Source organism: Pseudomonas sp. Q12-87, from assembly GCF_001269755.1.
In the GTDB taxonomy this organism is placed as follows: Bacteria; Pseudomonadota; Gammaproteobacteria; order Pseudomonadales; family Pseudomonadaceae; genus Aquipseudomonas; species Aquipseudomonas fluorescens_S.
Window position 1 is genome coordinate 287032 of the sequence record NZ_LHVI01000004.1, and the last position, 14732, is coordinate 301763.

A 14732-nucleotide genomic window follows, 5' to 3' on the forward strand; every position below is an offset into this window, starting at 1 on the left:
CGGGCTTGCTCGCGAAGACGGAATTCCTTTCACAGAAGATCCATCGGAGGTACCGGCCCCTTCGCGAGCAAGCCCGCTCCCACACTCGATCTGTGCTGGTCTTGGGATCTGCGGTCAGTGCAGATCCTATGTGTGCTTTTGGTTTAGCTACGTTTGGTCAGGCCCATCTTCTTGCGGCCTTCAGCTGGGGTGAGCACCCGCGCTCCGAGGCGACTGAGGATTTCACTGGCCCGCTCCACCAGTTGGCCATTGGTGGCGAGCACGCCTTTGTCCAACCACAGGTTGTCTTCCAATCCGACCCGCACGTTGCCGCCCAGCAACACGGCCTGGGCCGCCATCGGCATTTGCATGCGGCCAATGCCGAAGCCGGCCCACACCGCGTCGGCCGGCAGGTTGTCGACCATGGCTTTCATCGTCGTGGTGTCGGCCGGTGCGCCCCATGGGATGCCCAGGCAGAGCTGGAACAGCGGGTTGTCCAGCAGGCCTTCCTTGATCAGTTGCTTGGCGAACCACAGATGGCCGGTGTCGAAGATTTCCAGCTCGGCCTTGACCCCCAGCTCGGTGATGCGCTTGGCGCCGGCTCGCAGTTGCGCCGGGGTGGACACATAAATGGTGTCGCCATCGCCGAAGTTCAGGGTGCCGCAATCCAGCGTGCAAATCTCCGGCAGTAGCGCTTCGACGTGGGCCAGGCGGGTCAGCGGGCCCACGAGGTCGGTGTTGGGGCCGAACTCCATCGGCCGTTCACCGGCACCGATCTCCAGGTCGCCGCCCATGCCGGCGGTGAGATTGACGATGATGTCCACGTCTGCCTCACGGATGCGTTCCATCACTTCGCGGTACAGCGTCACGTCCCGGCTGAACTTGCCGGTCTGCGGGTCGCGAACATGGCAGTGGACCACCGTGGCTCCGGCCTTGGCGGCCTCGACAGCGGCCTCGGCGATCTGTTTCGGGGTGACCGGCACGTGGGGGCTCTTGGCGGTCGTGTCGCCAGCACCGGTGAGTGCGCAGGTGATGATGACGTCGTGGTTCATGGTGCGGATTCCTTCAGGCGTGGTCGGTCACTGCGCAGCCGTCGGGCGCTGCGCAGATAGGTAGTGGTGGGTCAGTTGCTGGTCAGTTTCAGGTTGTCGGCGGCCGGCTTGCCGTCGAAGGTGGTTACGCCTTCGAGCCAACGCTGTTTGTCTTGCGGGTGATCCTTGAGCCATTGCCGGGCCGATTCGAGCGGGTCCTTGTGATCCAGCAGCGGCTGCATCATCCGGCTCTCGTCTTCGGCGGTGAATGTCAGGTTGCTCAACAACCGCCCGACGTTCGGGCATTGCTGGGCATAGTCCGGAGCGGTGACGGTCCACACGGTGGCCATGCCTTCGTTCGGACCGAGGGCGTCTTCGCTGCCAGTGAGGTAGGTCATTTGCACATTGACGTTCATCGGGTGCGGCGCCCAGCCAAAGAACACCACGGCTTCCTTGCGCCGCACGGCGCGGTCCACAGCGGCGAGCATGCCGGCCTCGCTGGACTCGACCAATTGGAATTTGCCCAGACCGAACTGGTTCTTGGCGATCATCGCCTTGATCTGGGTGTTGGCGCCGGAGCCTGGCTCGATGCCATAGATCTTGCCGCCCAGTTCTTTTTCGAACTTGGCGATGTCGGCGAACGTCTTCAGGCCCTTGTCGGCCAGGTAGGTGGGCACGGCCAGGGTGGCGCGCGCATCCTTGAGGCTTGGCTCCGTCAGCACTTTGACCTGCTTGGCCTCGACGAACGGGGTGATGGTCTGGGTCATCAGCGGATTCCAGTAGCCGAGGAACAGGTCCAGGCGCTGGTCGCGGATGCCGGCAAAGATGATTTGCTGGGAGGCGCTGGTCTGTTTGGTCTTGTAGCCGAGGCCATCGAGCATCACCTGGGTCAGGGCGCTGGTGGCGATGACGTCGGTCCAGTTGACCACGCCCAGGCGCACGTTCTGGCACGCGGCGGGCTCGGCTGCCAGGGCGGCGCCATTCAACAAAGTGGTACCGCTCAGGGCAAGAACGCAGTAGCTGATCAATCGTTTCATGGCGGGGTCCTCGGCAGCTTATTGTTATGGGTTCCGGTGTCTGCGCGCCGGTGATGCCAAGTTACGCAGCCCGCAGCCTTGCAAAACGCACGGCGGCGACGCGCTCTTGCACTGCAGCGACCTGTGGCGTATCAAGGTCGGCACGCTACCCGCCAACCGAGTGCGCTCCATGTCCCAGGATTTCTACTTCTTGTTGATGCCGGGTTTCTCGGCCATCGGTTTCATTTCGGCTATCGAGCCGTTGCGGGTCGCCAATCGTTTTCGCGGCGAGCTGTACCGCTGGCATGTGTTGAGTGCCGATGGTGGAGCGGTGCTGGCGAGCAACGGTATGTCGGTCAACGCCGATGCCGCGCTGGAGCCACTGAAAAAGGGCGCGACCCTTTGGGTGGTGGCGGGGTTCGAACCGCTGAAGTTCGCCACCCCGGCATTGGAGCGCTGGCTGCATCGGCTGGACAACGAAGGCGTGAGCCTGGGCGGTATCGACACGGGCAGTGTGGTCCTGGCCGAAGCGGGTCTGCTGGAAGGGCATCGCGTGACCCTGCACTGGGAAGCGATCGAGGCGTTCAAAGAGTCTTATCCACAGCTCAGCGTGACCCAGGAATTGTTCGAAATCGACCGTCGCCGTATCACCTGCGCCGGCGGCACCGCTTCCATCGACCTGATGCTCGACCTGATCGGCCAGGCCCACGGTCCCGAGCTGGCGATTCAAGTGAGCGAGCAATTCGTGCTTGGCCGCATTCGCCCGCGCAAAGACCATCAGCGCATGGAAATCGCCAGTCGCTACGGCATTCGCAACAAGAAACTGGTGCATGTCATCGGCGAGATGGAAACCCACAGCGAACCGCCCCTGAGCACTTTGGCCCTGGCCGAATCCATCAGCGTCACACGTCGCCAGCTCGAAAGGCTGTTCCGCCTGCACTTGAACGACACCCCGAGCAACTTCTACCTGCGCTTGCGCCTGGAAAAGGCCCGGCAACTGCTGCGCCAGACCGACATGAGCGTGTTGGAAGTGAGCATTGCCTGCGGTTTCGAATCACCGTCGTACTTCACCCGCAGTTACCGGGCACGGTTCGAACGCTGCCCGCGGGAGGATCGGCGGCGGCAGTTGGTTTGAAAGCAAAACACCTCTAGGGCACCTGCACCAAAAACGGTATTTAAATTTTTTGATTTAAATTATTCCTGGCGATCGTCTTGGTTTTTTTAAAGACTGGTGCTGTTAGTTCTGATGGCGGCTAAAGGATTTTCTGCCGATCCAAGAAACGTGTTTTAACGGACCGCTGAATAGGGCCAAGGGAGGTGCTGTGCATGAAGAGAAATATTTGGCTTTTTTTTGTATTGCTATTAGTTAGTCGTTTGGTACAAGCAAATCTCGCCCATCCTGGAATTCTGGTGGACTTCAAGCAATTACAGTACGTGAAGGAAAATATACATCGAGAGCCTTGGAGGAGCGCTTATGAAAAAGCCCTGCAAGACCCCTTGGGCGATAGAAATTACGAGCCGACGCCTTGGACGACGGTAGAGTGTGGCTCGTATTCCAATCCCAATAACGGCTGTTCGGACGAGACCAGAGACGCCCGGGCAGCCTACACGCAGGCTTTATTATGGCGGCTGAGCGGTGACCCTCGGTATGCAGAGAATGTACGAAAAATCCTCAATGCTTGGGCCGACACACTGATCGGTGGTCACACCAATAGTAATGGTCCCTTGCAAGCTGCATGGACGGCAGCGTTGTTTACCAGAGCCGCTGAAATTGTCAAATATTCCTACGATGGTTGGCCCCAGCCGGAAAAAGACAAAGTGACCAGGTTATTTGCCAGGCAGTATTATCCTGACGTGCTGCGTGCTTTTTCCGGGAGTTATAGTTGCTATAACAAGAACTGGCATGCAAGTGCCATTGAAGCAATGTTTAATATTGCTGTATTCAATAAAAAACAGGCGTGGTTGGATGACGCCGTTGCGAAGTGGCGTGGCCTTGTTCCGTCCTATATTTATCTCTCCTCCGATGGCGCACGTCCGAAGAATGCTCCGTGGTGCTCGCGTAGCAACGCACAAGTTAATGCGCACTGGAGTAGCCCTGAAGTCTACGTGGAAGGTTTGTCGCAAGAAAGTTGCCGGGACTTTGAGCATGCGGCTTATGGTCTGGCGGCAATAATCAACGTTGCGGAGAGCGCACGTTTACAAGGGATTGATTTATATGGGGATCAAACCAGCCAGGCCGCGTTACGCATTGCGGCGGCGATGGAGTTGCACAGTGCCTATCAAAATGGTGATCAGGCAAAACTATGCAAGTCCTATGATGGATACAGGAACGATACGGTCGGCACGTTCGAAATAGGATTCAATCACTACGCGTTGCGTCAAGGCGCTTCCCTGCCGCAGACGTCGCTGTTCCTGCAAAAGCACCGCCCAGTCAAAGGAAAATTTCATTACCTTTGGGAAACGCTGACCCATGGATCCACGGGGATCATCCCATAGAACCAGTCGTATCTGGTTTGAGAAGACCCGGCGGTGATTGGGGACGGGCGGGAGCTGGTTTGAGAGGCTTTTATACTCAATTATTCCCGCGACTATAAATTATACCTGTCGCCATAAACGGGGATAAAAGCCTGATGTCCGCCTACACCTGTGGCGAGGGAGCTTGCTCCCGCTGGGCTGCGTAGCAGCCCCAAAAAAGCGAGGGCCGCTGCGCGCCCCAGCGGGAGCAAGCTCCCTCGCCACGGGGGGGCGCATTCCACAGGGGAAACGCATTTATTTTTTCAGCAACGCCGAACACGCTGCCTTGTAGGCCTCATGCTGATATTTGTTCAGCGTCGCTGGCAAGGCGAAGTCATGTTTCTTGTGCTGCGCGTTGATGGTCTGCGGTGACAGCAGCGTCACCTCGCAATCCTCCAGCAATTGAAAAACCCCTTCAATCTTGAACGTGGTCGGTCCGCCGGCGAACTCGCCTTTCTTGCTGCGCTTCTTGATGGCGATGCGTTCGATACCATGCTCAGCCACGAATGCCCGCACCTGAGCGGCAAACGCCTTGACGTTGGCGGCTTCGTCATCGTCGTCCAGGGCGATTTTCTTGGTGTTCAGCGCGACGTGGGTCAAGGCCAGCTGATCCAGCGAGGCAACGGCGATGATCGCTTCGCTGCCTTTGATTTCGATGCCGCAGGTTTTCATGTGAATCTCTTTGCTTGAGGGGGTGTGCAGCTTACTCCTGCCCAATCGACTCCAAGAACTCCGACCGATCATCGCTCACCTGGGCCATGCAGTCGTTTTCGGCGATTTTGTAGGCTTCGCTGCCGGGTTTGGCCGGGAAGGCGGCGATGGCGCAGTCGGCTTCGCGCTGTTTTAGCCACAGTTGCTGGGCGGCCTTGATCTTGGCGGTGATGTCGTTGAGTTGCGCCTTGTCGCTGGCGTAGCGGGTTTGCAGGCGTTCGTTGAGGCTTTGCAGGTTCTCATTGAGCAGTTGTTCGGCGGCGGTCTTGCCATAGGCCGAGCAGGCCAGGGTCTGGACGTCGTTTTCCACCGCGTCGCAGGGGTTTTGTTCGGTGTCTTCGGTGGCGTGGGCCACGGTGCTGATCAATGCCAAAGCCAGGAAAAGTGATTTCATCGCGTCGCCGCTCAGTCCAGTGAAAACCAGTGATGCGGCGGATTCTGGCGCAAGCGACGGGTAAAGAACAGACGGGCAGGGTGGAGCGGCCATGACCCTTTGTCGCGGATTGACGCTTTCGGCAATTCCCCTGTCGTTTTTGCACCCGGTCGCCACGGCCCTCAGGCATATGCTGGCCCCAAAGCGCCGGCACACGATTCGGCGCGTGGATCTGACAAAAGGGGACTGCCTGATGAGCCCAGCCGAATTGCACGCCGACAGCATCGTTATCGACGGGCTGATCATTGCCAAGTGGAACCGTGAACTGTTCGAAGATATGCGCAAGGGTGGGCTGACCGCCGCCAACTGCACCGTGTCGGTGTGGGAAGGCTTCCAGGCGACCATCAACAATATCGTCGCCAGCCAGAAGCTGATCCGCGAGAACAGCGACCTGGTGATCCCGGTGAAAACCACCGCCGATATCCGCCGCGCCAAGGAACAGGGCAAGACCGGCATCATCTTCGGCTTCCAGAACGCCCACGCGTTCGAAGACCAACTCGGCTACGTCGAGATCTTCAAGCAGCTTGGCGTTGGCGTGGTGCAGATGTGCTACAACACCCAGAACCTGGTGGGCACCGGTTGCTATGAGCGTGACGGTGGCCTGTCGGGCTTCGGTCGCGAAATCGTTGCCGAGATGAACCGGGTCGGCGTCATGTGCGACCTCTCCCATGTCGGTTCCAAGACTTCCGAAGAAGTCATCCTCGAATCGAAGAAACCGGTCTGCTATTCCCACTGCCTGCCGTCCGGCCTGAAAGAACATCCGCGCAACAAGTCCGATGAAGAACTGAAGTTCATCGCCGACCACGGCGGCTTTGTCGGCGTGACCATGTTCGCGCCGTTCCTGGCCAAGGGCATCGATTCGACCATCGACGACTACGCCGAAGCCATCGAATACACCATGAACATCGTCGGCGAAGACGCCATCGGCATCGGCACCGACTTCACCCAGGGCCACGGCCAGGACTTCTTCGAAATGCTGACCCACGACAAGGGCTATGCCCGTCGTCTGACCAGCTTCGGCAAGATCATCAACCCCCTGGGCATCCGCACCGTGGGCGAGTTCCCGAACCTCACCGAAACGCTGCTCAAGCGCGGCCATCCAGAGCGGGTGGTGCGCAAGATCATGGGTGAAAACTGGGTAAGCGTCCTGAAAGACGTCTGGGGCGAATGAATAACTCAGGAGCCTACTCCGCTCGCCGATAGCTGCGTCAGGTCCTCGCGCCAAGCTCGCCGTACGTCCCGTACTGTCTCGCTTGTCGCTCCGGTCCTTCCTTGCTCTCGACGTGCTCGCTACGGCTCCAAAGTCATTCACACGGCTGGTTTATAAGAGCGAAGCAAAAGCATTGCTAAGCACTGACTACGAATTTTCTGGAGTTAACGTTTCATGGCCAAGATCGCCCCGCAACTGCCTATCGAAGTCGACAGCGAAACCGGTGTCTGGACCTCCGACGCCCTGCCGATGCTCTACGTGCCGCGTCACTTCTTCGTCAACAACCACATGGGTATCGAGGAAGTGCTGGGCGCCGACGCCTACGCCGAGATTCTCTACAAGGCTGGCTACAAGTCCGCCTGGCACTGGTGTGAAAAAGAAGCCGAATGCCACGGCCTGGAAGGCGTCGCGGTGTTCGAGCACTACATGAAGCGCCTGTCGCAACGCGGCTGGGGCCTGTTCAAGATCCAGGACATCGACCTCGACAAAGGCACCGCCAGCGTCAAGCTCGAGCACTCGGCGTTCGTCTACGTGTACGGCAAGGTCGGGCGCAAGGTCGACTATATGTTCACCGGCTGGTTTGCCGGCGCCATGGACCAGATCCTCGCCGCTCGCGGCAGCAAGATCCGCACTGTGGCCGAGCAGGTCTACGGCGGTTCCGAAGAAGGCCACGACGATGGCCTGTTCATCGTCAAGCCGTTGTAAGTCGAGGATCGCGCCATGGCTTTTGAAGCAATGTTCCAGCCGATCCAGATCGGCAAACTGACCATCCGCAACCGCGTGCTCAGCACCGCCCACGCCGAGGTCTATGCCACCGACGGCGGGATGACCACCGACCGGTACGTGAAGTATTACGAAGAGAAGGCCAAGGGTGGCATCGGCCTGGCCATTTGCGGTGGCTCGTCGGTGGTTGCCATCGACAGCCCGCAGGAATGGTGGAGCTCGGTGAACCTGTCCACCGACCGCATCATCCCGCACTTCCAGAACCTGGCCGACGCCATGCACAAGCATGGCGCCAAGATCATGATCCAGATTACCCACATGGGCCGTCGCTCGCGCTGGGACGGCTTCAACTGGCCGACCTTGATGTCGCCGTCCGGCGTGCGTGAGCCGGTGCATCGCGCCACCTGCAAGACCATCGAGCCGGAAGAAATCTGGCGGGTGATCGGCAACTACGCCAGCGCCGCCAAGCGGGCCAAGGCCGGTGGCCTGGACGGCGTCGAGCTGTCCGCCGTGCACCAGCACATGATCGACCAGTTCTGGAGCCCGCGGGTCAACAAGCGTACCGACGAATGGGGCGGCAGCTTCGAAGGCCGGATGAAATTCGGCCTGGAAGTGCTCAAGGCCGTGCGCGCCGAAGTGGGTGACGATTTCTGCGTGGGCATGCGCCTGTGCGGTGACGAATTCCACCCGGACGGCTTGTCCCACGAGGACATGAAGCAGATCGCCAAGTACTACGACGACACCGGCATGCTGGATTTCATCGGCGTGGTGGGCTCGGGTTGCGACACCCACAACACCCTGGCCAACGTTATCCCGAACATGAGTTATCCACCGGAGCCGTTCCTGCATTTGGCCGCCGGTATCAAGGAAGTGGTCAAGGTCCCGGTGCTGCACGCGCAGAACATCAAGGACCCGAACCAGGCCACGCGGATCCTCGAGGGCGGTTACGTCGACATGGTCGGCATGACTCGTGCGCACATCGCCGACCCGCACCTGATCGCCAAGATCAAGATGGGCCAGATCGACCAGATCAAGCAGTGCGTCGGCGCCAACTACTGCATCGACCGTCAGTACCAGGGCCTGGACGTGCTGTGCATCCAGAACGCCGCGACGTCCCGTGAATACATGGGCGTGCCGCACATCATCGAGAAGTCCACCGGGCCGAAACGCAAGGTGGTGGTCGTGGGTGCCGGCCCGGCCGGGATGGAAGCAGCACGCGTGGCCGCCGAACGTGGGCACGAGGTGACCCTGTTCGAGAAGAAAGAATTCATCGGTGGGCAGATCACCACGGCCTCGAAAGCCCCGCAACGGGACCAGATCGCCGGTATCACCCGCTGGTTCCAGCTGGAGCTGGCGCGGCTGAAAGTCGACCTGCGCCTGGGCGTGGCGGCGGATGCGGCGACCATCATGGACTTGCGTCCGGACGTGGTGGTGCTGGCCGTCGGCGGGCATCCGTTCCTGGAGCAGAACGAGCACTGGGGCGCCGCCGAAGGGCTGGTGGTCAGCAGCTGGGACGTGCTCGACGGCAAGGTTGCACCGGGCAAGAACGTGTTGGTCTACGACACCATCTGCGAATTCACCGGCATGTCGGTGGCCGATTTCCTCGCCGACAAGGGCAGCCAGGTCGAGATCGTCACCGACGACATCAAGCCGGGCGTGGCGATTGGCGGGACGTCGTTCCCCACCTACTACCGCAGCATGTACCCCAAGGAAGTGATCATGACCGGGGACATGATGCTGGAGAAGGTCTACCGCGAAGGCGACAAGCTGGTGGCGGTGCTGGAGAACGAATACACCGGGGCCAAGGAGGAACGCGTGGTCGACCAGGTTGTGGTGGAGAACGGCGTGCGGCCGGACGAAGAAATCTACTACGCACTCAAGGAAGGTTCGCGCAACAAGGGCCAGATCGACGTCGAAGCCCTGTTCGCGATCAAGCCCCAACCGTGCCTGGAGCAGAGCGGTGATGGCTACCTGCTGTTCCGCATCGGCGACTGCGTGGCCCAGCGTAATACCCACGCGGCCATCTACGACGCCCTGCGGTTGTGCAAGGATTTCTAAAGCTTGCACATGACCCTGTGGGAGCGAGCTTGCTCGCGAAAGCGGTGGGTCAGTCAATCCTGATGTGACTGACAAAATGCATTCGCGAGCAAGCTCGCTCCCACAGGAACCGAGTAAGGCATCTCGACCTGCAAGACCCTGAGGTCTTTGGGAGCAACACCTATGTTGAACACCCTTCTCCCCATCCTGCTGTTTGCTGCCCTGGGCCTCGCGGTCCTTGGCGCCTTGCGGCGGGTGAACATGTGGCGCCGGGGCCGACCGGCCAAGGTCGACCTGATCGGCGGTCTCTTCGCCATGCCCAAGCGCTACATGGTGGATTTGCACCATGTGGTCGCGCGGGACAAGTACATCGCCAACACCCACGTCGCCACGGCGGGTGGTTTTGTGCTGGCGGCAGTGCTGGCGATCCTGGTGCACGGCTTCGGCCTGCAGAACCGCATCCTGGGCTATGCATTGTTGTTCGCCACCCTGCTGATGTTCAGCGGTGCGATCTTCATTGCCCTGCGTCGCCGCAATCCACCGTCACGGCTGTCGAAAGGCCCGTGGATGCGCCTGCCCAAGAGCCTGTTCGCGTTTTCCATCAGCTTCTTCCTGGTGACCTTGCCGGTGGCCGGGATCCTGCCGGCGGACTTCGGCGGCTGGGTGTTGGTGGCATTGCTGGGCCTGGGCGTGCTGTGGGGCGTGTCGGAGATGTTCTTCGGCATGACCTGGGGCGGGCCGATGAAGCATGCCTTCGCCGGTGCCCTGCACCTGGCCTGGCATCGCCGCGCCGAACGCTTTGGCGGCGGTCGTTCCACGGGCCTCAAGCCGCTGGACCTGAACGACCCGGCAGCGCCGCTGGGCGTTGAGAAGCCCAAGGATTTCACTTGGAACCAACTGCTCGGTTTCGATGCTTGCGTGCAGTGTGGCAAGTGCGAAGCCGCTTGCCCGGCCTTCGCCGCCGGCCAGCCGCTGAACCCGAAAAAACTCATCCAGGACATGGTCGTTGGCCTGGCCGGCGGCACCGACGCGAAGTTTGCCGGCAGTCCGTACCCAGGCAAAGCGGTGGGCGAACACAGCGGTAATCCGCATCAGCCAATCGTCAACGGCCTGGTGGACGCCGAGACGCTGTGGTCCTGCACCACCTGCCGGGCTTGCGTCGAGGAATGCCCGATGATGATCGAGCACGTCGATGCCATCGTCGACATGCGTCGCCACCTGACCCTGGAAAAAGGCGCCACGCCGAACAAGGGCGCCGAGGTGCTGGAAAACCTCATCGCCACCGACAACCCGGGCGGCTTTGCCCCGGGTGGGCGGATGAACTGGGCGGCGGACCTGAACCTGAACCTGCTCAGCGAGAAGAAATCCACCGACGTGCTGTTCTGGGTCGGCGACGGCGCCTTCGACATGCGTAACCAACGCACCCTGCGCGCGTTCGTCAAAGTGCTCAAGGCGGCGAAAATCGACTTCGCCGTGCTCGGCCTCGAAGAGCGTGACAGCGGTGACGTGGCTCGCCGCCTGGGCGATGAAGCGACGTTCCAACTGTTGGCCAAGCGCAACATCCAGACCCTGGCCAAATACAGTTTCAACCGCATCGTCACCTGCGATCCCCACAGCTTCCACGTGTTGAAAAACGAATACGGCGCCTTCGATGGCAACTACCGGGTGCAACACCACAGCACCTATATGGCAGAAATCATCGAGGCCGGCGGGCTTAATCTGGGTCAGCACAAAGGCGACAGCGTGACCTATCACGATCCTTGCTACCTGGGTCGCTACAACGGCGAATACGAGGCGCCGCGCCAGGTGCTGCGTGCGCTGGGTATCGAGGTCAAGGAGATGCAGCGTTCCGGTTTCCGTTCGCGTTGCTGCGGCGGTGGCGGCGGTGCGCCGATCACCGACATCCCTGGCAAACAGCGGATTCCCGACATGCGTATGGAAGACATCCGCGAAACCGGCGCCGAACTGGTGGCCGTGGGTTGTCCACAATGCACCGCGATGCTTGAGGGCGTGGTCGAACCACGGCCGCTGATCAAGGACATCGCCGAGTTGGTGGCCGATGCCCTGCTCGAAGACACCGCCCCGAGCAAGCCCGTGACTCCAGCCAAACGTGAACCCGCGGAGGTGCATTAATGAGCGACATTATCCGCCGCGACCCTCGCGCCGAGTGGATCGCCCGCAACCGCTTGCACCCGCTGCACGCGGCCATGCAACCGGTACAACAAAGCTGGATGGGCCCTAACGGCGTCATCCGCAAGAACGTCCATGGCGTCGGTTTCATCGGCCCCAACGGCATCAAACGCATCGACCGCAGCGGTGCCCAACAGGGTGGCGCGGCCAAGCGTACGGTTGCCACTGAAGTGCAACTGCCGTTGCATCAGGTGCCGCAACCGGCGTTCTACATCAGCGTGGTACCCGATATGGTCGGTGGCCGCCTCAGCAGCCACGACCGCGACCTGCTCGGCCTGGCGCATCAGTTGGCCGGTAGCGATGGTGCGGTGCTGGCGGTGGTCTTCGGCGAGCATAAGGAAAACGCCTTCGCCACGGCCGGCGTCGACCGCTTGCTGGTACTCGAAGGCGAGGCGTTCAGCGGTTATGCACCGGAACAACGCGTGCAAGGCCTGCGGGCTGTGGATAACCAATTCAACCCACGTCATTGGTTGCTGCCCGACAGCCGCACCGGTGGTGGCGAATTGGGCCGACGTTTTGCTGCGGCCCTGGGCGAACGCCCGGCCACCCGGGTCTGGCAGGTCAAGGGCGAGGAGTGCATCGGGCGTGCCGGTGCAGGCCTGCAAGACCTGGCGCGGCCATTGGCGCGCTTGATCCTGGCGGCGGCTGAGTGCGCTGAGCCGGTCAGCGAAACCCGTCACGAAGCGTTGCCTGTGGAGTTATCCACAAGCGTGGCGCGCAGCCTGTCGCGTATCGAAGACCTGGGAGCAGTCGCGGTGGACCCGGGGGCGATCCCGATGGCCGAAGCCGAATTCATTTTCTCCGGCGGCAATGGCGTCAAGGACTGGGCGCTGTTCCACCAGACCGCGGCGGCCCTGGGGGCTACCGAAGGTGCATCGCGGGTAGCGGTGGACGATGGTTTCATGGCCCGTGACCGCCAGGTCGGTGCGTCTGGCACCTGGGTCACGGCGCGAGTCTATGTGGCCGTGGGGATTTCCGGGGCGATCCAGCATCTGCAAGGCATCGGTGCCTGCGACAAGGTGGTGGCGATCAACCTCGACCCGGGCTGCGACATGATCAAGCGGGCAGACCTGTCGGTGATCGGTGACAGCGCGGCGATTCTCCAGGCCTTGATCGCGGCGGTAGAGGCTTACCGCAACGAAGCCAAGCGCGAAGCGGCTTAAGAGAAGGATGAGTTGATGAGTACCCAAGTGATCAGCCTCGTGTCCATCGGCGCCCATCCGACCTCCGGTCGGCCGCGCCGTGCCGAACAGGACGCCCGGGCCGTGGAGCTGGGCCTGCAACTGGCTGGCAGCGAGCTGCAAGTGCTGCACGCCGGCGACGTGGCCGAACCGGCCTTGCGCGCCTACCTGGGCATGGGCCTGGACGAACTTCATGTGCTGGATAACCCCGTTGGTGCCGACGCATTGCCGGCCCTGACTGACTACCTGCGTGACGCCGGTGCCCAGGTTGTGCTCACCGGCAGCCAGGCGGAAACCGGTGAAGGTTCAGGGATGCTCCCATTCCTGCTGGCGGAAAACCTCGGCTGGCCGCTGGTGGTGGGGCTGGCCCAGGTCGAATCCATCGACAACGGCGTGGCCCTGGTGCTGCAAGCCTTGCCTCGTGGCCAGCGGCGTCGCCTGAAAGTGCGCCTGCCGTTTCTGGCCACTGTGGATAACGCTGCGCCCAAGCCTCGGCAAAGCGCCTTCGGCCCGGCCCGGCGCGGGGCCTTGCACGCTGAAGAGGTGGAGGTGATCGACGACACCTTGTTGGCGGTGGCGACCCTGCAACCGGCCAAACCACGCCCCAAACGCTTGAAAGTGATCAAGGCCAAGAGCGGCGCCGACCGCATGAAAGCCGCCACGGCCAAGGCCAGCGGCGGAGGCGGCCAGGTGCTCAAGGGCGTGAGCCCGGAAGCCGGGGCCGAGGCGATTCTCAAGTTGTTGGTCGAGGAAGGGGTGGTTCGCTGAATCCAGGAACACCCGCGAGACCCTTGTGGGAGCGGGCTTGCTCGCGAAAGCGGAGTGTCAGGCGATTTTGCCCTGGCTGACACACCGCTTTCGCGAGCAAGCCCGCTCCCACAGTAAGTTCCATGGTTACTCACAATCCCTGTGCGTCCGCCTGTGGATAAGCTGTTCGCCCATCGCTGTACGCCACGCCAATCAGGCCCTGCAAGCCTGCGATCAAAAAATAGCCAGCCTAACCTGCGGTTTTTACTGGCTTTTCTCTATGAACAAAGACCGAATTGAATCCACAGTTGCCCCCAATCTCTGTTGGCGCTTCTGTGGATAAGATGTTCGCTATCCTCTGCAAGCCATACGGAACGGGCTCTGCGCCAGATTGGTCGTTAAATGATCAATTCGCTGTTTTTATCTGAGTTATCACGTGAAAACCCCGATTTATACGCTCCGGAGGCGGTTTTCCACAGAACAGTCAAAATTACCCCCAAACGCTGTTGGTCCTTCTGTGGATAAGGTGTTCGCTTACCGCTACAGCCCTTTATTAACGGGCCCTGCAACGATTCGATCAATAAACAACCTATGTGCCTGGGAAATCGACTTTATTCATAAGTCACGGTTTTTATTCGCTTTGTCGCTGAATAAATGTCGGCAGTAGGCACACTTGTCCCCATTTGCTGTGGGTGGCCATGTGGATAACTTGTTCGTTGAATGCTGCAAGCCTCGGTGCGTATAGCCCAAATCGCGATAGATCAAATTTCATACAGTTCTAAGGAACTGCCTTGACGATGGGCTGTCGGCTGTCTTCACTCCATGGCACAAGGACATCGCAACTTTATCCACATCAGGTTCAGGGAGAACACAGGATGGATGGCAAGGATCCCCGCTCGCATCCGCTTTCACCCGTAACCTGCGTCCCGACACCTCCCACCTCGTTGCACAAGCGTATCC

At 60.6% G+C, this 14732-nt stretch carries 12 protein-coding genes; 8 read left to right on the plus strand and 4 right to left on the minus strand.

Going from position 1 to position 14732, the window contains the following annotated elements; translation table 11 throughout:
* Window positions 1–143 precede the first annotated feature (143 nt).
* Complete coding sequence (locus AD663_RS02415; RefSeq protein WP_053213210.1) at window positions 144–1031, minus strand: 3-keto-5-aminohexanoate cleavage protein; 888 nt, start codon at window positions 1029–1031, stop codon at window positions 144–146.
* 71 nt (window positions 1032–1102) lie between these two features.
* A complete protein-coding gene (locus AD663_RS02420; RefSeq protein ID WP_053213211.1) occupies window positions 1103–2047 on the minus strand; it encodes a choline ABC transporter substrate-binding protein in 945 nt (314 codons plus the stop codon).
* A 169-nt stretch (window positions 2048–2216) separates the two neighbouring features.
* On the opposite strand from AD663_RS02420, the gene AD663_RS02425 reads away from it, so the two are divergent.
* Window positions 2217–3161, plus strand: a complete 945-nt coding sequence (locus tag AD663_RS02425) for a GlxA family transcriptional regulator (protein ID WP_003177584.1) — start codon at window positions 2217–2219, stop codon at window positions 3159–3161.
* 191 nt (window positions 3162–3352) lie between these two features.
* Window positions 3353–4522 carry an alginate lyase family protein gene (locus tag AD663_RS02430; protein ID WP_003177585.1) on the plus strand — a complete coding sequence of 390 codons (1170 nt, stop codon included), beginning with the start codon at window positions 3353–3355 and terminating at the stop codon, window positions 4520–4522.
* A 273-nt stretch (window positions 4523–4795) separates the two neighbouring features.
* On the opposite strand, the gene AD663_RS02435 is transcribed toward AD663_RS02430, so the two are convergent.
* Together AD663_RS02435 and AD663_RS02440 are read right to left on the minus strand one after the other, a co-directional pair.
* Window positions 4796–5212, minus strand: coding sequence for a DUF3010 family protein (locus AD663_RS02435; protein ID WP_003177586.1), 417 nt, complete (start codon window positions 5210–5212; stop codon window positions 4796–4798).
* Between the two features lie 31 nt (window positions 5213–5243).
* Window positions 5244–5645 (minus strand): lysozyme inhibitor LprI family protein, encoded by a 402-nt coding sequence (locus tag AD663_RS02440; protein ID WP_003177587.1) that lies wholly within the window; start codon window positions 5643–5645, stop codon window positions 5244–5246.
* A gap of 232 nt (window positions 5646–5877) precedes the next feature.
* On the opposite strand from AD663_RS02440, the gene AD663_RS02445 reads away from it, so the two are divergent.
* The 6 genes from AD663_RS02445 to AD663_RS02470 all read left to right on the plus strand — a co-directional run bounded on the left by AD663_RS02445 (window position 5878) and on the right by AD663_RS02470 (window position 13793).
* Entirely contained in the window at window positions 5878–6855 is a 978-nt protein-coding gene (locus AD663_RS02445; RefSeq protein WP_003177588.1) for a dipeptidase, read from the plus strand.
* A gap of 213 nt (window positions 6856–7068) precedes the next feature.
* The gene (locus AD663_RS02450) at window positions 7069–7599 is read left to right on the plus strand and encodes a 4-vinyl reductase (RefSeq protein ID WP_003177589.1); all 531 of its coding nucleotides are present in this window, start codon (window positions 7069–7071) and stop codon (window positions 7597–7599) included.
* Window positions 7600–7614: 15 nt separating this feature from the next.
* A complete protein-coding gene (dgcA, locus tag AD663_RS02455; RefSeq protein ID WP_003177590.1) occupies window positions 7615–9675 on the plus strand; it encodes a dimethylglycine demethylation protein DgcA in 2061 nt (686 codons plus the stop codon).
* 162 nt (window positions 9676–9837) lie between these two features.
* Window positions 9838–11787 (plus strand): dimethylglycine demethylation protein DgcB, encoded by a 1950-nt coding sequence (gene dgcB, locus AD663_RS02460; protein WP_053213212.1) that lies wholly within the window; start codon window positions 9838–9840, stop codon window positions 11785–11787.
* Window positions 11787–13007, plus strand: coding sequence for an electron transfer flavoprotein subunit alpha/FixB family protein (locus tag AD663_RS02465; RefSeq protein ID WP_053213213.1), 1221 nt, complete (start codon window positions 11787–11789; stop codon window positions 13005–13007). Before dgcB ends, AD663_RS02465 begins: the two co-directional genes overlap by 1 nt.
* Window positions 13008–13022: 15 nt before the next feature.
* A complete protein-coding gene (locus AD663_RS02470; protein ID WP_003177593.1) occupies window positions 13023–13793 on the plus strand; it encodes an electron transfer flavoprotein subunit beta in 771 nt (256 codons plus the stop codon).
* Window positions 13794–14732 lie beyond the last annotated feature (939 nt).